We start from the raw sequence: 19,805 nt of genomic DNA, 5'->3' as shown, positions 1-19,805 counted from the left end.
ATTATTTATCTTCGTCTTTATCATCATCTTTAATAATGTCAAAAGTATCTTGTTTAGGTTCTTCATACTTTGTATTTGCTTCAGATGATTGTTCTGTTGTTTCTTTTTTGTTTAATGTTGCATAAGGGTTATCGCCCCATGCTTCGATATTATTATAGTTAACTTTTAAGTTTTCAATTTTAAATACTGGGTTTAACTTACGCTTTCTTTGTGCACGATAATCTTTAGCAACTTCAAATACAACTGTTGCAAGTCCGAATAGTGCTACGATATTGATGATTGCCATTAATCCCATAAATAAGTCTGCTGTATCCCATACTGTTTGTACTTGTACAACTGATCCTACAAAGACCATAGCTACTACTAATGCTCTAAAGATAAACATTACGATTTTATTTTTTGTTAAGTATTCAATATTTGATTGACCGTAGTAATAGTTACCAATAATTGAAGAGAATGCGAACATAAATACAGCTAATGTTAAGAATATACCACCGAATTCACCTACATGTGTTGTAAGTGCTTGTTGCGTTACAGCCACACCTTGAGGCGCATCTGCTCCAAATTGTAAATCAGTATAAAGTAATAACATGATTGCTGTTGCTGAACAGATAATCATAGTATCAAAGAATACACCTAACGCTTGGATTAAACCTTGTTTAACTGGGTGACTTACGGCTGCTGTTGCTGCTGCGTTTGCTGCAGAACCCATACCAGCTTCGTTAGAGAATAAGCCACGTTTAATACCTTGCATAATTGCAAATCCCATTGCCCCACCAAATGCAGGATGTAAACCAAATGCACTTCTTACGATATTTTGAATCATTGGCCAAATTTGATCAGCATTCATAAATAAGATATAACCAACTAAACCAATATATCCAACTGCCATAATTGGCACGATAAATGAAGATACTGTTGCGATACTTCTTACACCACCAAAAATAACTAATGCTGTAATAATAGCCAAGATAACTCCAGTTATCACATTTGAAAATTCATATTGTTCATTTAAAGAAGCTGCAATCGTATTAGATTGAACTGTGTTAAATACAAATGCAAACGTTACTGTTATAAGTATTGCAAACACAACACCAAGCCATTTCTGACCTAAACCACGTTCTATGTAATAAGCTGGTCCACCACGGAACCCACCTTCTTTATCTTTAACTTTATACACTTGTGCTAATGTTGCTTCAAAGAATGCACTTGCTGCACCAATGAATGCAATAACCCACATCCAAAATACTGCACCTGGGCCACCTAGTACAATCGCTGTTGCAACACCTGCGATATTACCAGTACCAACACGAGAAGCAGCACTTATAGCAAATGCTTGGAAAGAAGATATACCTTTTCTTCCATCTTCTAACGTTTCAGGTTTTTCGAAAATGACTCTAAACATTTCTGGTAGCCATCTAAGTTGTACTACTCTAGAACTTATTGTAAAGAATACACCAGCTAGTAGTAATAGGAAAATTAAGTTTTGAGTCCAAATTAAATCATTACCCCATTGGACAAAATTATGAAACCAATCTGGGATATAACTATCAAAATCTTTCAAAGAAATCCCTCAATTCTAATAATATAGTCATAATAAATTGCTATCATGATTTTACCATGTGCCATTCATTATGACTATATTTTTTTAATCTATAGCTTTTTCTTCAAAATATGCATCGATAACTTGACCAAAGTCATTCTCGTCAACAACAAATCGACCATTTGTGTATCGTTCACTAAAGTTAAAGTCTTTAGTATTCACTTTGACTTGATCTTTTTCTGAAATGATAACGCATGTTTCATCTTCTGAAACGGTTCTAGCAAATACAATTCTATGCGCTTTTGATTTTAGTTCTTTCAAAATCATTAAGCCGCGTTGAGATCTTTTAGCAGGTACAAATTGTTCTGCTTTCATTCTTTTAACTGAACCACGATCCGTCACAATAAAGACAGATTGATCATTTGGTAATTTATCTGTCATTACAACTCTATCATTATCTTTTAAGTTGATAGATTTAACGCCAGCCGCTTTCAAACCAATGTCGGATAATTCATCCGTATCGTAAGTTAAGCTCATACCTTTTTCAGTAATCACTGTTATAAGTTCATCATTTACTATTTTCAGTACGGACACAACTTCATCGTCACCTTTAAGTTTAATGGCAACGAGTGGTTTTGTAATTCTGCTCGCTTTAAATTTATCATTTGTAGACTTTTTGATCATGCCGTTTTTCGTCGCGATAATATAATTAGATGATGGCTTGAAATCAGTTTCTTTATTTACAGAAATGACACGTTCGTCATCATCAATTGGAATCATTTGTGAAATATGTTTACCAAGATCTTTCCACTTTAAGTCCACAATTTCATGTACAGGTATAAATAAGTAATTACCTTTATTTGTGAATACAATTAAAGTATCTTGCGTATTCATTTTTTCGTGCATTAATAAGTAGTCACCGTCTTTAAGTCCTACTTCTTCAACACCACTTGCGATATAACTTCTATTAGAAGTACGTTTAATGTATCCATCATGCGTAACAGAAACGATAGTTTCTTCACTTGGAACTAAAATTTCTTTTTCAATTTTTATTTCTTCAATTTTTTCTTCGATTTCAGTTAAACGTTCATCTGCAAATTCTTTTCGAACTGCTCTAAGCTCATTTTTAATCACTTTAAATAATGATTTTTCATTTTGTAAAATATCTTTTAAGCGTTCGATAGTTTGTTTAAGTTCATCAAATTCATTTTCTAATGAAACAATATCTGTATTTGTTAATCTATAAAGCTGTAACATTACGATTGCTTCAGCTTGTTCTTCAGTAAATTCAAATTTCGCAATTAAATTTTCTTTCGCATCACGTTTGTTTTTAGAAGCTCTAATTGTTTCAATAACTTCGTCTAAAATAGACAATGCTTTAATTAAACCTTCAACGATGTGCATACGTTTTTGTGCTTGAGATAATTCATATTGAGAACGTCTTGTTACGACTTCTTTTTGATGTTCAATATAACTTTCAAGAATTGATTTAAGGCCTAATAATTCAGGTCTTCTATTATTTATTGCTACCATATTAAAATGATAAAGCACTTGTAAGTCTGTATTCTTATAAAGGTAATTCAGAACACCTTCACTATTAATATCTTTCTTAAGTTCAATCGCAATTCGTAAACCTTCTCTATCTGTTTCATCACGAACTTCTACAATACCTTCAATTTTCTTATCAGCTCTAAGTTCATCAATTTTCTTAACTAGCGTACCTTTGTTAACTTCAAATGGTACTTCAGTTACGACGATTTGTTCTCTTCCGCCTCTAATTTTTTCTATTTCTACTTTACTTCTAACAACGATTTTACCTTTACCTGTTTTATAGGCTTTCTTAATACCATCTAACCCTTGAATAATACCGCCTGTTGGGAAATCTGGTCCTTTTATATGTTCAATTAATTCATCTACAGATGTACTTGGCTTATCGATAAGCTTTAATGTCGAATCAATGACTTCTCCTAGATTATGCGGTGGAATATCAGTTGCATAACCAGCAGAAATACCTGTAGATCCGTTGACTAATAAGTTAGGATACCTAGCTGGTAATACCATAGGCTCCATCGCTGTATCATCAAAGTTTTGTACATGTTCAACTGTTTCTTTATCAATATCTTGTAATAACACTTCAGCTAATTTACTTAATTTAGCCTCAGTATAACGCATCGCTGCAGGAGGGTCATTATCAATACTACCATTATTACCATGCATTTCTATTAGTACGTGTCTCAATTTCCAATCTTGACTCATACGAACCATTGCATCGTATACAGAAGAATCACCATGTGGATGATAATTACCGATTACGTTACCAACCGTTTTAGCACTTTTTCTAAAGTTTCTATCATACGTATTCCCGTCTTTATACATCGCAAATAATATTCTACGTTGTACAGGTTTTAATCCATCTCGTACATCAGGCAGTGCACGGTCTTGGATGATATATTTACTATATCTACCAAATCTATCTCCAATTACATCTTCTAAAGGAAGGTTTTGAATTTGTTCAACCATTATTTAACTTCCTCCTCTAATGATTCTACTTCATCATCAAGTACTTGAATGTCATCACTTTCAAGTATACTTTGATCTTCTTGCATACCAAATTGAACGTGTCTTTCAATCCATTCTCTACGTGGTTCAACTTTGTCACCCATCAATGTAGTCACTCTTCGTTGTGAACGTACTTCATCATCAATACTTACTCGAATTAACGTTCTTGTTTCAGGATCCATTGTTGTTTCCCATAGTTGATCGGCATTCATTTCACCTAAACCTTTATAACGTTGAAGTGTGAACCCTTTACCAATTTTCTTCATTAATACTTCTAAATCTTCATCCGTCCATGCATATTCAACTTGTTTTGATTTACCTTTACCTTTTTCTAATTTATATAAAGGTGGTAACGCAATATATACTCTACCTGCTTCTAATAGCGGTCTCATATATTTGAAGAAGAAAGTTAATAGTAATACTTGAATATGTGCACCATCTGTATCGGCATCTGTCATAATAATCACTTTGTTGTAATTACTATCTTCAATATTAAAGTCTGCACCAACACCTGCACCTATTGTATGAATAATCGTATTGATTTCTTCATTTTTAAAGATATCTTCAAGTTTAGCTTTTTCTGTATTAATAACTTTACCTCTTAACGGTAAAATTGCTTGGAATTTACGATCACGCCCTAATTTAGCTGATCCTCCGGCAGAATCCCCTTCGACTAAATAAAGTTCGTTTTTCTCTGTATTTTTACTTTGTGCTGGCGTTAATTTACCAGATAATAAAGTTTCTTTACGTTTGTTTTTCTTACCATTTCTAGCTTCTTCACGCGCTTTTCTTGCTGCTTCACGTGCTTGAGATGCTTTAATCGCTTTTTTAAGTAATGCCTTTGATAATTGACCTTTCTCTTCTAAGTAGAAAGGCAGTTGATCTGACATAACGGAATCAACAGCTGCACGTGCTTCTGTTGTACCTAATTTAGACTTAGTTTGTCCTTCAAACTGTAATAAATCTTCTGGAATTCTTACAGAAATTATAGCTGTCAAACCTTCACGAATGTCACTACCATCAAGGTTTTTATCTTTTTGTTTAAGTTCACCGATTTTTCGTGCATATTCATTGAATACACGAGTAAATGCTGTCTTTAAGGCTGTTTCATGTGTACCTCCGTCTTTAGTACGGACGTTATTTACGAAACTTAGAATCGTTTCAGAATATTGGTCATTAAATTGAAAACTAATATCTACTTCAATTCCATTTGATTCGCCACTAAACATAGCAACGTCATGCAACACGTCTTTGCCTTCATTTAAATAATTAACAAATTCTTTAATACCATCTTCATAATGATAAAATACTTCTCTAGGTTCTTCTCCCCTTAAATCCGTTACTTTTATTTTTAGTGCTTTCAGTAAAAATGCTGATTCTTGAAGTCTTTCACATAACGTTTCAAAGTTAAAATGTGTTGAAGCTTTAAATATTTTTGAATCTGGTTTGAAATGAACCGTTGTACCCGTTTTACGTGTTTTCCCCTTTTTCTCTAATGTTGTAACAGGTACGCCACCGTTTTTGAACTTTTGTTTATAAATATGACCTTCTCTATAAATCGTTACTTCTAACCATTCACTCAAAGCATTAACAACTGAAGCACCTACACCGTGTAGTCCTCCAGATGTTTTATAGCCACCTTGACCGAATTTACCGCCGGCATGAAGGACAGTAAATATTACTTCAGGTGTCGGTTTACCAGTCTTATGTAGTCCTGTAGGCATCCCCCTACCGTTATCATGAACAGAAATACTATTATCTTTATGAATTGTTACTTCGATTTCCGTACCGAAGCCATTTAAAATTTCATCAACAGAGTTATCTACTATTTCATATACTAAATGGTGAAGTCCGCGGACATCTGTTGAACCAATGTACATACCAGGTCTTTTTCTTACTGCTTCTAAACCTTCGAGTACTTGTATTGAATCTTCACCATATTGAACTTTTGCTTGTTTATTCAATATTTCTCCTCCTACAAACGTACGTTCGTTTCTTTTACTTTACAATAGTTATTTTGTTATAAATCCCTAGAAAATGCAAGCCCTATCCCTAATTGTGGTACAATTTCCCTTTACATTGTACAGACAATATCATATTTTTAAATAGTAACCGATATACAGTTATGGTAAACTATTAGTACCTGCTATCAAAGGAGTGTTTCAATAATGACATTTGTTGTTATTATACTTAGCTACTTAGTTGGATGTTTCCCAAGTGGCCTTGTGTTAGGTAAGTTATTTTATAAAAAAGATATTCGACAATTTGGAAGTGGCAACCTAGGTGCTACAAATACATTTAGAGTATTAGGAAAAAAAGCTGGATTTATCGTGATGTTTTTAGATATCTTCAAAGGATTTATTGTAGTTTTCTTCCCAATATGGTTTAATGTAGATATTCCTAGCATATTTGTAGGTATTTGTGCAGTAGTCGGACATGTATTTCCAATATTTTTGAAATTCAAAGGTGGAAAAGCCGTTGCAACAAGTGCAGGTGCTGTTCTAGGTGTACATCCGATACTATTAATTATACTAGCTATTATATTCTTTGTAATTCTATATTTAACTAAATATGTATCATTATCTAGTATTGTAGCGGGTATAAGTTGTTTTATAGGTGCAATTATCATTGGTGATATACCTTTCTTAATCGTATCTATTGCAATATTGGTTATACTGCTCGTCAGACACCAATCAAATATCGTAAGAATATTCAAAGGACAAGAACCAAAAATCAAATGGATGTAAAGGAGAATGCACTATGAATCTAGAAATTACTGAAAAAGCTATCGAATGGTTTAAAGACGAATTAGAATTCAATGATGATCAAGCCTTACGATTTTTCGTTCGTTATGGCGGTGAATTTCAGTTAAAACAAGGCTTCTCACCCGCATTTACTGTAGAAGAATTAAGTTCTTCTGAAGTTGGTTTTAAAGACGAGAAAAACGATATTCCATTTTTTATTGATGAAAAAGATTTATGGTACTTTGATGATAATGACTTAGTAATTGATTTAAATGATAATGGAGAAATTAAATATGAAGTCAAAGCTTCAAGATAAACTATAAAAGCAGATGTATTTCGTGTATTTAGCGAAACACATCTGCTTATTTATTATAGTTTACGATCTACACCTTGTTCAGTTTCTTCATGAATTTTTAAATATGCTTTATGCCATTCAGGGAAACTCTTATCTAATCTAATTGGTCTGTTTGAACCTTTTTTCAAGCATACATGCGTTGTTGATCCTGTTGATACGACTTCTCGTTGTTCATTTAATATCTCATAAGAATAAATTGATCTTATAGGTGAATAATGAGAAATCCACGTTTTAATGATAACTTTTTCAGGGTATGTTATAGACTTTTTATAAGTAATATTCAAATCAACTACAGGAGATATAATCCCCGCATTCTCCATATCTGCGTAACTAAATCCCGCTTTATAAATGTAATCTGTTCTCGCTACTTCGAACCAAATCGCATAATTTGCGTGATAAACAACGCCCATTTTATCCGTCTCTGCATATCTAACATCTATTGGTGTTTCACTATAAATCATGATTCAATCCCTCTTTCTAAATTCCTTAACCTAATCATAACATAAATATAATTACGCCTGTGATTATATTCTTTTAAATACATATATTTAATTTTCATATAAAAAGCAGTAGACATTCAATTTACAAAGAATATCTACTGCTCGTATATGAATTAGCTTTATATTATTGTGCTAATTTGTTTCTTAATACCATTTGTAGAATACCACCGTGTCTGTAGTAGTCAATTTCTACTTCTGAGTCGAATCTAGCTAAAGCTTCAAATTCTGTAACTTTACCATCTTCGCTAGTAGCAGTTACTTTAAGAATATCACGTGGTTTAACACCTTCATGAATATCTACTGAAATGGCTTCTCTACCAGTTAAACCTAAGCTATCTGCTGATTCACCTTTTTTGAATTGTAAAGGTAATACACCCATCATAACTAGGTTAGAACGGTGAATACGTTCGTAACTTTGAGCAATAACTGTTTTAACACCTAAAAGATTTGTACCTTTAGCTGCCCAGTCACGAGAAGAACCCATTCCGTAGTCATTACCAGCAAGTACACATAAACCAATACCATTTTCTTGATATTTCATTGAAGCATCAAAGATAGGCATTACTTCTTCTGTTGGCCAGTAAGTTGTGAATCCACCTTCAGTTCCAGGTGCTAATTGGTTCTTAATACGAATGTTCGCAAAAGTACCTCTCATCATAACTTCATGGTTACCACGACGAGAACCGTATGAGTTAAAGTCTCTAATTGCTACATCATGGTCTTGCAAGTATTTACCAGCTGGTGTATCTTTACCGATTGCACCTGCAGGAGAAATATGGTCAGTTGTAACTGAGTCACCAAATTTACCCATTACTCTTAAATCACTTAAAGGTTGAATATCTTGTGGTTCTTTAGATAAACCTTGGAAGAATGTAGGGTTTTGGATATATGTTGAATTAGGATCAAAGTCATATAATGGTTGATCTGTCGTTTCAATTTGATTCCAAACTTCATTAGATTCAAATACTGTTTTGTATTCTTCTCTGAATAATTCAGGTGTAACAACTGATAATACAGTGTCTCTAACTTCTTCAATTGATGGCCAGATGTCTTTTAAGAATACATCTTCACCATTAGATCCTTTACCGATTGGATCATTTTGTAAGTCGATATCAACAGTACCAGCTAATGCATAAGCAACAACTAATTGTGGTGATGCTAAGTAGTTCGCTTTAACTAATGGATGAATACGACCTTCGAAGTTACGGTTACCAGATAATACTGAAGTAACAAGTAAATCTTCGTCAGCAATCGCTTTTTCAATTTCAGGTAATAATGGACCTGAGTTACCGATACAAGTTGTACAACCATAACCAACTAAGTTGAATCCAAGATCATCTAAATACTCTTGTAATCCAGCGTCACGTAAATAGCCTGTAACAACTTTTGAACCAGGTGCTAATGAAGTCTTAACGTAATCTGGTACTTTTAAGCCTTTTTCGATTGCTTTTTTCGCAACTAAACCTGCACCTAACATTACATATGGGTTAGAAGTGTTTGTACATGAAGTAATGGCTGCAATTGCGATGTCACCAGTCTTCATTGAAGTCTTCGTACCATCTTGTAATTCAATATCTACAGATTTATCAAATTCTGATTTATCGAAACCATGACCTTGGTTACCTGCTGGTGCAGTCACTGATTCAACAAATGATTTTTTCATGTCGCTTAATTTGATTAAATCTTGTGGACGTTTAGGACCAGATAATGATGCTTCAACTGTTGATAAATCTAGATTAACAACATCTGTGTATGTTGGTTCTACATTTTCAGCATTGAAGAACATGTTGTTTTCTTTTAAGTATTTCTCTACAACATTAACTTGTTCTTCAGAACGTCCAGTTAAACGTAAGTAACTTAATGATTCATCATCTACTGGGAAGAAACCACATGTAGCACCATATTCAGGCGCCATATTAGCAATTGTTGCTCTGTCTGCTAATGGTAATTTTTCTACACCAGGACCAAAGAATTCAACAAATTTACCTACAACACCTTTTTTACGTAACTCTTCAGTTACACGTAAAGCTAAGTCAGTTGCTGTTGTACCTTGTGGTAATTCGTTTGTTAATTTAACACCGATAACTTCAGGAACTGGGAAGTATGAAGGTTGACCAAGCATACCTGCTTCGGCTTCAATACCACCTACACCCCAACCTAATACACCAATACCGTTGATCATTGTTGTATGTGAGTCAGTACCTACTAAAGTATCTGGGTAAGTTACAAGTTCATTTTCTTCCTCTCTAATGTGTACAACACTTGCTAAGTATTCCAAGTTAACTTGGTGAACAATACCAGTAGCTGGTGGTACAGCACGATAGTTATCAAATGATTTTGTTGCCCAGTTTAAGAATTGGTAACGCTCGATATTACGTTCAAATTCTAATTTCATATTCATTTCTAATGAATTTGGTAATGCATAGCTATCTACTTGTACAGAGTGGTCAATAACTAAATCAACAGGTACTTCAGGGTTGATTTTAGAAACATCTCCACCAACATCATCCATCGCTTTACGTAAAGAAGCTAAGTCTACAACTGCAGGTACACCTGTGAAGTCTTGTAGAATAACACGTGATGGTTTAAATGGTACTTCTGCATTAGCATCGTTAGATTTACCCCATTTTGCTAAATTCATAATATGTTCTTCTTTTATGACACGTCCGTCAAATTGTCTTAATACTGATTCTAATAATACACGAATAGAATAAGGTAGTTTATCAACATTAGATAAACCTAATTCGTCTAATGTTTTTAAGCTATAAAACGTGTATGTTTTGCCGTTCAATTCAAAAGATTTTTTAGATTGTTCTTTTAAACTTGAGCTCATTATTAGTTCCCCCTTTAAAATTGTGCAAGTTAATGCTTCATATACAATTGTATAATCAATACTTTAGTAAAACAATACATTGCGCTTAAAAATGAATATATTTACCATTCAAGTTTATAATAGGATACTATAAGTTTTTCTTATGTATTTTCAAATATACATAATTTTTAGTTATTAATTGATAATGATTATCAACTATAATTTTAAAAAAAGACTGAGACATCAATTTGTCTCAGTCTTTAACTTATTAATCTTCCATTTCTCTTGCTAAACGACGTTGTTCTTTTAATTCTTGTTCATATTCTCGTTTAGATTTTTCTACATATTCTTTCATACGATGCTTATTCGGTGTAATCGATAATCCAAGATATTTTCTTTCTTGGTTTGCATCTTTATAGAAAGCGACAATCATCATAATGATAATGAAACTAAACGGGAATGCTGAAATGATTGCTGCTGATTGTAATGCATTTAATCCAGTATCTCCACCAGATAATAATAGCACGAATGCAATAAGTGATTGTGCAACACCCCATACAATCTTCACTCTACCTGATGGTTCTAATGATCCATAAGTTGTCTGCATACCTAGAACGAATGTAGCAGAGTCTGCAGAAGTTATAAAGAATGTACATATTAATGCTAATGCAATAATTGATAGAATCGCACCCATTGGTAATTCATTAAATACACCAAATAATTGAGTTTCAGTAGTCATTTTGAAGACTTCTGGTGTCTTCTTACCTACTTCAATACCTGTTACGCCAAATACGCTGAACCAAATAAAGCTAATGATTGTTGGTACAAGCATAACACCTAAAATAAACTCACGAATTGAACGTCCTCTAGAAACGCGGGCAATGAATATACCTACGAATGGACTCCAACTCATCCACCAACCCCAATAATAAAGTGTCCATGAATTTAACCATTCACTCTTTTGAGGATTTAATGGTGCTACATCAAAACTATTGAATAAGAATGAATCGAATAGCGCACCTGTTGATGATGTAAACATATTTGCAATTAAAATTGTTGGACCGATAATTAAAGTGACAATAAGTAATAGTGAAGCTAAAACAATATTTAAGTTACTTAAATATTGGATACCTTTACTTAGTCCACTCCATGCACTCATTAAGAATAAAATCGTTACAATAACGATGATGATACCTTGTATAACGATATTATTTGGGATTCCAAATAAATATTCTAATCCACCATTGATCTGTAAAGCACCCATACCTAATGATACGGCAACCCCTACAACAGTTGCGAATACTGATAACACATCAATAATGATACCTATAGGACCATCAACTCTATCACCTAAAATTGGTCTTAATGTTTTAGATAATAAACCAGGTTCACCTTTTCTAAATTGAGAATATGCTAATGCTAAAGCAACTACTCCGTAAATTGCCCAAGCATGGAAACCCCAATGTAAGAATGTAGAACGCATTGATTCAGTCATCGCTGCTTTCGTCTCTGGATCAGCATTCGGTGGTGAAACAAAGTGAGACATTGGTTCAGCTGCACCGTAGAATACAAGTCCGATACCCATACCAGCACTGAATAACATTGCAAACCAAGAAATTGTATTAAATTCTGGTTTATCATGTGGTCTACCTAATTTTAACTTTCCAATTGGGCTAAATATAATGAAAACACAGAAAAATACCATACCAATTGTAATAATCATGTAATACCAACCAAAGTATTTTGAAATCCATGCACTGATATTACCAGTTATCTCACCAAACTGAGTTGGAAAAATAACACCAAGTGCAACAATGATTGCAACAACTATGGCACTAATTGTAAAAACATTTGAAACTTTTCTTCCATTTGGATACGTTGGAATATTGGCCATTATAATTCTCCTTTCAAAATAACAAACTTTAAAATATGTATTCCCGTTTTAACTTATTTTATTCGTGATATTTTCAAATAAGTGATATATGAAAACAGCAACATTCAACACTTTAACAAATATTACACCTAAAATCAAATTGACTATTTCTTTTTATGCCATATTCATGTATGATAAAATTCGATAAGGAGGTGTTTAATATGTCATTATTAAAAGAATTTAAAGACTTTGCTTTGCAAGGTAACGTTTTAGATTTAGCAATCGCCGTTGTTATTGGTGCTGCCTTTAACAAAATTGTTACATCTTTAGTTGAGAACGTCATAATGCCACTTATTGGATTAATTTTTGGAGAAGTAGACTTCGCTGAAAAATGGTCATTAATGGGTATCAAGTACGGTCTATTCATCCAATCTATCATTGACTTCTTAATCGTCGCATTCGCACTATTTGTATTCATCAAAATTGCAAATACTGTTATGAAAAAAGGCGAAGAAGAAGAAGAAGTTGACGAACAAACTGTATTACTTACAGAAATCCGCGACGCTTTACGCGAAAAGTAAGTTTTACATATTTAAAAAACCATCGATTATTGATTGTTCAATAATCGATGGTTTTTTTGATATCTTTATTAATCTTCAACTGGACCTTCTTCTACTAATGTTTTAACATCAGCTACAATTTCTGATTTAGGGAATTTTTTATCCCCAGCATCCTGTCCGCTATATGATTTAATGATTTTTCCATTCTGATCTATTAAATAGAAACTTGTACCATGTGTAACTTGTGTACTACCTTTTGGTGGTGGCGCCACGATTGATTTAAAGTTATCTTGTGCGTATTGTTTAATAAATTTAAAATCATAATTTGTTAATAACGTCCATTTGTTATCTGGTACATTATATTGTTTAACGTAATCTTTAAGTTTTTTCGGTGTATCATTTTCTGGATCTACACTAAAACTTAATACCCCATAATTTTTAACGCCATCTTTTTCAAGTTGATCAATAACAGTACTCATATTATATGTCATTGGTGGACAAACTGTTTCACAATTCGTAAAGATAAAATCAGCTATATACACTTTCCCTTTCATATCTTTTTGTGAAAATTTATGACCATCTTGATCAGTTACATTGAATGACTGCATTTTATTGCCAAATTGACTGTCCGGTTCAATCGCATTATTACTACATGCACTCATTATCATCATCATACTTGCAACCAATATTAGAAATATTCCCTTTTTCATCCTAACACTCCCATAACTCTGTTAGTTAAAATATATCAAATAAAAATCACAACTTAAATACACAATTTAATCTAATTATGTCTTTGATGTGTCATTCAATTATTTGAGAATGCTGTTGTACTTAAAAATCCATTCTTGTTTACATTTAAAATGGTAGGAATTCTTGTCTTTAATTCAGATACGTGAGAAATAATACCTACTAAACGACCGGACATTTGTATATTAACGAGTGTATCGAGCGCAGTTTCTAAAGTTTCAGCATCTAACGTACCAAATCCTTCATCGATAAACATCGATTCTAAATGAATAGCACCCGCTTCTTGCTGCACAACATTCGACAATCCTATCGCTAATGACAACGACGCTTGGAATGTTTCTCCTCCTGATAATGACGTAATATGTCTCGTTCTATTTGAAAATCTATCAAACACTTCAATTTCCAAACCACTTAATCCTTGTGATTTCTCTTTTCTACGCACGAGTTGATAACGATTATTCGTCATTTTAAGAAAATGTCTATTTGCATTATCTAATATATGGTTTAAATAATAAATCAGCACATAGTTCTCCAATGATAATTTCTGGCTATTCTTCCCATTCATCGTTCTCGATAAATCAATCATTTCTTCTTGTTCTTTAAGGTCTTGATTAATCTTATCAATCACATTAAGAATTGCTTTAGATTTTTGATCATTTTGTTCAACCTTTAATTGCAGTTGATTCAATTGTTTAACTAAATTGTTTAGAGAATCTTTAGCACTTACTAATTGTTCTTCTCTATTAGCGATATCAGGCATTTCTTGATCTTTCACTTTTTTACTAAGTTCTTTAACGACCGCTTCAACTTCTATATATTTTTTATCATATTGCTGAGCACTTTCTTCTAATCGATCAATATCCTCTACTTGTAACAACAATTCATCTAACTGAACATATGATGAAATGTCATGTTTGTTCATTTCAGTGTTTAAATAATCTTTTGTAGATTTAATTTGTTCTTCAATCATTGATAAACGTTCTTTTACTGTAGCATGTTGCATTTGTAATGTTTGCTTATCTTTTTGATATTGTTCTTGTTGTTCGTTCAATTGTTTCATACTTTGATCAAACTTAGATAATGTGTGTTCTAGCGTATTCACTCGTTCAACAAATGATGATACTTCATTGTATCCCGTCTCTTTTTTAAAGTACGCTAAATCATTCTCATATGTCGATACTTTATGATTTAAATCATTTAATTGTAATGTGTGTTCTGTCATCTGCTTTTCTGCTGCACTTATTTCTTTTTTTAGATGTTGAATATGCTGACGATTCTCTTGATATGTTTTTAAAGTACTCACTATTTGTTCAAGTCTTTCATTCAGTGATGCTATATCCTTTTGCACATCCTTAACATCACTTAGCTTGTTCAATTGTTCATTCGTTAAATTAATTCTTTCTTGATAAGTCGTAATGTGTTGATTCACTTCTTGCAACTGGTTTTCAACTTCTAATTGTTTCGCTTTTTCTTGTTTTAAGCTTTCAAAATCAACATCTCCATTAATTGTTTCTATGATTGATCCACATATAGGACAATCTTCACCTTTATGAACATGCTTTTGAATTTTTAATATTTCATCTTCAACATTCAAAATATCAAATGACTTTTCGGCATCTTTATGTTGTTCGAGTGATGTTTTTTCATTTTCATATTCTACTAATTGACGATTATATGCTTGTATTTTCTCTTCTAATGCTTGTTTATCTGCATACAGCTTTTGTGTTGTTTCTAGACCTTGTAATGTTAACTTCATTGTTTCTTGTTCTTTTAATTGTGTTTGCTCATCTTGTTCGTCATATGTTATTTCTCCAAGCTTAGTATGAAGTTCATCTGTTTCTTGCTTATTTTGTTCAATTGCCCTTTTTAAAGTTTCTTGTTTTTCTCGTTGTTTTACTATGTCTTGTTCTGCTTCTATATATTTTTCAATATTTACTTTTATATGCTTCGTATTTTGAACAAATGCTCTATATTCTTCAATTTGTTCATGTTCTTTATGCAGATCATTTATTTGTTGTACAATTGCTTCTAATTTTTGCGCATTGTCACTTATTTGTTTTTGAAGTACTTCTTCATTTTGTAATTCGTTTGTATGGTTGATTTCCTTATCTTTAAGTTGATGATATTGATAAGTTAAAGACTGTACACTTTTTAAGTATTTGACTTGTTTCTTTAAATCATTGATTTCTTTTTCTTCACTTTTCAACTGATTTAATTCTGCTTCTTTAACTTTTAACGTTTCAAAGTTTTCTTTTAATGTCTTCTCTCTTTCAAAGGCACTTTCAAGTTCACTAACTTGTTGCTGTTGTTTAGATTTCAAATCTGTTAGTTCTTTTAACTTTTCTTGTCCTACCGCTTCATATGACGATAATGCCTCTTGAATCACTTTATAACGATAGCCTTCAACTTGTTTATGTTCTTGTAACGTTTCATCATCAAAATCATGCATATCATTTATATACTGTGTGATTTTTTGATAGTGACTTTCGATTAGTGCAATTTCTTTCTTCATTTCTAGTTCTAATTGTTCTTGTAACTTCTCAAAACGATTACTATCGAATAGTGTTCTTAATATACTTCTTTTATCTGTGCTGTTCGATACGAGAAACTGTTTGAATTCACCTTGTGGAAGAATCAATATTTGTCTAAACTGTTTAACATTCATATGTAATAATGCTTTTAAATAATCATTACTGGTATTAATACTTTTCGTTTCTAATGACCACTTATCATTTACTTTTTTATAAACTTCAACTGTCGCATTCGTTGGGTTTTTATTACCTTCTTTAATGTATTTCACAGTTCTAACGACGCTATATTGCTCATTTTTAATTTCGAATTCAAATTCTACTTTTGTTGGTAACTTAGGATCAGCAAAATGGCTTCGTAAATCAACTTCTTCACGCGATTCTGTCGATGTCTTACCAAACAAAGCATAAACCATCGCATCAAAGATCATCGTCTTTCCTGACCCTGTCTTACCACATATTAAAAACAATTGTGATTTAGATAAATGTGTAAAATCCACTTGCTCATTTATAAATGGTCCAAAATATTGCATCTTTAATAATAAAGGTCTCATCTTATTCTTGTGCCCCCTTATTTAAATCATTTTCTAGCAATGCGATAATTTTCTCTTTTTTTATACCTTCTAACGGTTCACCCGTTACATGATCGTAAAAAGATTCAATAATCTCTAGATCCGTCAAAGTATGAACATCTACATCTATTTCATCATTTGCAACTTCATAATCTTGCCTAGATATTTGAAGTGTGTTCGGATATATACTTCTTATCTTCATGAGCGGATCTGTCACATGGTCCATATCAGATAATTTAAAGTGAAAATAATCATCTCTATGCTTGATGTCTAATTTTTCATGTATGACATCTTCATAGCTTGCTTGTATCACTTGAAATGCTCTTCTAGGTTCTATTGGTATAAATGACTGTTTAAATGATTTATGACCAAAATCAAATAGTCTATATCCTTTAGCTTGGTTTGCCTCTGAAAATGAATATTGCATTGGCGTTCCAGAGTAAAATATGTAATCGGACTGTATTGCAAACGGGTGATGTAAATGCCCTAATAATACAGCGTCGAATATATCAAAGGTTTGCGCACTGACTGTTTCTATAGTCCCAATAGATAAAGGTCTTTCAGAGTCTGTCGATTCACCACCAGCAACGAATAAATGACCTATTAAAATATTCGTTTCATCTTCGTTTATAACTTCTTTCATTTTATTAACAATAAATTCAGTCGCTTCTTGATGTGTATGAATATCTTTTACTTCAAATACATGTCTAATATCAGCAGGTGTAAAGTAAGGCATCACGTATATATTGACATCATTGACTTTAATAGGTTCAAACAACTGATCGTAACCTGTTATAATTTTTAAACCAGTTTTTTCAAACCATCTTTCTCCGTAGTTTAAACGTTCTTTACCATCATGATTACCACTTATGGCTATTACTGGCGTGTTAAGTTCTAAATTGATTGTTGAAAGGGCATCTTCAAGTACAACCATTGCCTCTTTATTAGGGTAGTGTAAGTCATATAAATCACCGCTAATCACAACAATATCTGGTTGATGTTCTTTAATTGCATCGAATAATTTTGAAAGTATAAACTTTTGATCTTCTATTAAGGATTGACCATTGATGGTTTTACCAATGTGCCAATCAGCAGTATGTAAAATTTTCATTTTATAGCTCCTTTTATAATATTTATTAGACAGGTTGAAACGCTTCATTTATACTAAATCTAAGGAGTGATTTCATTGAGTAACGCATTTATATTTTTTATTATTTTATGGTGCATCGTATTTATTTCGTTACTTGCAATCGGTGGATTCTTTATGTTTCGTAAATTCTTAAAACGTATGCCTAAAGATAATGGTATGAGTGAACTTGATTGGCAAGACTACTACATTAATAAAGCTTTACCATTATGGAATGATGAAGCGCGAAGTTTATTAAACGAACTCGTTTCACCTGTTCCAGAATTATTTAGGGATGTTGCGAAAGAAAAGATAGGTGGACGTGTTTCTAAAATTGCATTAGAAGAACATGCCACAACAATCGAACTTGACCATATCATGAGAGGATATATCGTAGCAACACCAAAAAGAGATCACAAATTCATGAAGAAAAAGCTAACCGAACTTAATATAGATTATACACCATATTTAAAATTGTTCGAATTAGCTGATGATGAGAAGAATAAATTTTCTATCTTTGATCATAGAGAAGAAATTTCAAATGCAAAAACAACGCACACTCAATAATTGAGATGTGCGTTGTTTTTTTAATTTACAATTGGCATACGGTCTTTTAATTTTTTATATTTAACATACATAGCAATTCTCCAAGGTACAATCATACTAAATGCAAGTAAGAAAAACATACCTGCTAATTGACCCGGATCGATTGAATCACTTAAGAAAAATTTACCGACTGATCTAATGATTAATAACGATATTAAAATAACCGGAAATAATTTAGAACGTTTCATATAAATTTCTGTTCCTTTAACTTCAAAGTTAGAAGTAAAGATAAGAAATAGAGAAAAGAACAAACCAACTAAAATTGCTTCTATAATTTCACTGCCATTTAATCTAAAGTACGGTACAACATACATCAATGCACCTGTAGCCATAAAAAATGGCGGTAATACAATCTTTTTAGCATTCGTTGGATAATTTTGTGCTTTCATTCTAACAACAATAACTGCCAATCCCATTAAAGCTGCTATTACAAATGAAAAAAGGAAATACATATCTAAAACCCCTTATAAGTACGAAATATCAATAATATTTAATTTAAACCTAATGATTGGAAGAATATCGTGATCTCCGTTAATAAATCAAAGAACAGTAATATTCCCATAATTATCATAATTATACCACCAAACTTCATGATAGCAACATTGTACTTTTTAATAATTTGTAATTTAGTTATAAAGAATGTCAGTACGAAAAATGGAATGCTGAATCCTAATACATATAACAACATATAAAGTAATGCTTGTGATGAATTAGTAGCAGCCAACGTACCAATCGCTGCAATAATCGGACCATTACAAGGTGTCCATCCTGCAGCAAATGCCATACCTATAAGAAAAGTACCTATATAACCTGTGGGTTTCGTCTTGAAATTTATTTTACGGTCTTTCATTAAAAATTGTGGTTGGAATACACCTAATATAATGAGACCAAATACTATAATAATAATGGCACCTAATTGCCTGATTAGCGTTTGGTAATTAATCAGCATACCAGAAATATATCCTATACCCATTCCAAGTATCATATATATAACACTAAATCCAAGCAAAAAGATAATCGTATGTAAAATTGCATTACGACTAAGTCCTTTAGTTTTGATGTCGTCATAACTCATGCCTGTTATATAAGAAATAAACGCTGGATAAATAGGTAATACGCAAGGAGATACGAAACTTAATATTCCTGCACCAAAAGCTACAAATACTGTGATTTCCACAATGATCCCCCTCTCACTCATATTCTATTTTATCAAATAACAATTAAGTTAAAACACCTTTATTTGAACAATAAGTGAAAACTTAAACAAAATAAGAAACGAG

15 protein-coding genes are annotated in these 19,805 nt (G+C 32.3%); 4 read left to right on the top strand and 11 right to left on the bottom strand.

What is annotated here, in order from left to right:
* Nucleotide 1: 1 nt before the first annotated feature.
* The 3 genes from alsT to parE form a co-directional block, all read right to left on the bottom strand.
* Nucleotides 2-1,564: a glutamine transporter AlsT gene (gene alsT / locus LQ673_RS03645; protein WP_191835540.1), complete on the bottom strand. Its 1,563-nt coding sequence runs from the start codon at nt 1,562-1,564 to the stop codon at nt 2-4.
* Between the two features lie 84 nt (nt 1,565-1,648).
* Nucleotides 1,649-4,063: a DNA topoisomerase IV subunit A gene (gene parC, locus LQ673_RS03640; RefSeq protein WP_239704621.1), complete on the bottom strand. Its 2,415-nt coding sequence runs from the start codon at nt 4,061-4,063 to the stop codon at nt 1,649-1,651.
* Nucleotides 4,063-6,066, bottom strand: a complete 2,004-nt coding sequence (parE, locus tag LQ673_RS03635) for a DNA topoisomerase IV subunit B (RefSeq protein ID WP_037587937.1) — start codon at nt 6,064-6,066, stop codon at nt 4,063-4,065. The genes parC and parE overlap by 1 nt, the downstream gene beginning before the upstream one ends.
* Nucleotides 6,067-6,267: 201 nt before the next feature.
* Between parE and plsY the strand changes: the two genes are divergently transcribed.
* Together plsY and LQ673_RS03625 are read left to right on the top strand one after the other, a co-directional pair.
* The gene (gene plsY, locus LQ673_RS03630; protein ID WP_025905927.1) at nt 6,268-6,849 is read left to right on the top strand and encodes a glycerol-3-phosphate 1-O-acyltransferase PlsY; all 582 of its coding nucleotides are present in this window, start codon (nt 6,268-6,270) and stop codon (nt 6,847-6,849) included.
* 13 nt (nt 6,850-6,862) lie between these two features.
* Entirely contained in the window at nt 6,863-7,162 is a 300-nt protein-coding gene (locus LQ673_RS03625; protein ID WP_025905926.1) for a HesB/YadR/YfhF family protein, read from the top strand.
* Nucleotides 7,163-7,215: 53 nt separating this feature from the next.
* Here the strand turns inward: LQ673_RS03625 and menI are convergent, their stop codons facing one another.
* The 3 genes from menI to LQ673_RS03610 all read right to left on the bottom strand — a co-directional run bounded on the left by menI (nt 7,216) and on the right by LQ673_RS03610 (nt 12,407).
* Complete coding sequence (gene menI / locus LQ673_RS03620; RefSeq protein WP_025905924.1) at nt 7,216-7,662, bottom strand: 1,4-dihydroxy-2-naphthoyl-CoA hydrolase MenI; 447 nt, start codon at nt 7,660-7,662, stop codon at nt 7,216-7,218.
* A gap of 163 nt (nt 7,663-7,825) precedes the next feature.
* Complete coding sequence (gene acnA, locus LQ673_RS03615; RefSeq protein ID WP_126477033.1) at nt 7,826-10,534, bottom strand: aconitate hydratase AcnA; 2,709 nt, start codon at nt 10,532-10,534, stop codon at nt 7,826-7,828.
* Nucleotides 10,535-10,781: 247 nt separating this feature from the next.
* Nucleotides 10,782-12,407 (bottom strand): glycine betaine uptake BCCT transporter, encoded by a 1,626-nt coding sequence (locus LQ673_RS03610; RefSeq protein WP_037587932.1) that lies wholly within the window; start codon nt 12,405-12,407, stop codon nt 10,782-10,784.
* A 200-nt stretch (nt 12,408-12,607) separates the two neighbouring features.
* Here LQ673_RS03610 and mscL point away from each other — a divergent pair, with 200 nt between their 5' ends.
* Nucleotides 12,608-12,967 (top strand): large conductance mechanosensitive channel protein MscL, encoded by a 360-nt coding sequence (gene mscL / locus LQ673_RS03605; protein WP_025905918.1) that lies wholly within the window; start codon nt 12,608-12,610, stop codon nt 12,965-12,967.
* A gap of 68 nt (nt 12,968-13,035) precedes the next feature.
* Here the strand turns inward: mscL and LQ673_RS03600 are convergent, their stop codons facing one another.
* The 3 genes from LQ673_RS03600 to sbcD form a co-directional block, all read right to left on the bottom strand.
* On the bottom strand, nt 13,036-13,656 hold the full coding sequence (locus LQ673_RS03600) for an SCO family protein (RefSeq protein WP_191835537.1): 621 nt from the start codon (nt 13,654-13,656) through the stop codon (nt 13,036-13,038).
* A 95-nt stretch (nt 13,657-13,751) separates the two neighbouring features.
* Nucleotides 13,752-16,775, bottom strand: coding sequence for an exonuclease subunit SbcC (gene sbcC / locus LQ673_RS03595; RefSeq protein ID WP_191835536.1), 3,024 nt, complete (start codon nt 16,773-16,775; stop codon nt 13,752-13,754).
* Between the two features lies 1 nt (nt 16,776).
* Nucleotides 16,777-17,904 (bottom strand): exonuclease subunit SbcD, encoded by a 1,128-nt coding sequence (gene sbcD / locus LQ673_RS03590; RefSeq protein ID WP_191835535.1) that lies wholly within the window; start codon nt 17,902-17,904, stop codon nt 16,777-16,779.
* Nucleotides 17,905-17,979: 75 nt separating this feature from the next.
* Between sbcD and LQ673_RS03585 the strand changes: the two genes are divergently transcribed.
* The gene (locus LQ673_RS03585; RefSeq protein WP_025905909.1) at nt 17,980-18,486 is read left to right on the top strand and encodes a DUF2621 family protein; all 507 of its coding nucleotides are present in this window, start codon (nt 17,980-17,982) and stop codon (nt 18,484-18,486) included.
* A gap of 20 nt (nt 18,487-18,506) precedes the next feature.
* Here LQ673_RS03585 and LQ673_RS03580 read toward each other — a convergent pair whose 3' ends face one another.
* Together LQ673_RS03580 and LQ673_RS03575 are read right to left on the bottom strand one after the other, a co-directional pair.
* Nucleotides 18,507-18,977 (bottom strand): CcdC family protein, encoded by a 471-nt coding sequence (locus tag LQ673_RS03580; protein ID WP_037587925.1) that lies wholly within the window; start codon nt 18,975-18,977, stop codon nt 18,507-18,509.
* A gap of 38 nt (nt 18,978-19,015) precedes the next feature.
* Nucleotides 19,016-19,702, bottom strand: a complete 687-nt coding sequence (locus LQ673_RS03575; RefSeq protein ID WP_078104443.1) for a cytochrome c biogenesis CcdA family protein — start codon at nt 19,700-19,702, stop codon at nt 19,016-19,018.
* Nucleotides 19,703-19,805 lie beyond the last annotated feature (103 nt).

It is taken from the genome of Mammaliicoccus sp. O-M54 (genome assembly GCF_022386035.1).
In the GTDB taxonomy this organism is placed as follows: Bacteria; Bacillota; Bacilli; order Staphylococcales; family Staphylococcaceae; genus Mammaliicoccus; species Mammaliicoccus sciuri_A.
This window is presented reverse-complemented; position numbering and strand designations above follow the sequence as displayed.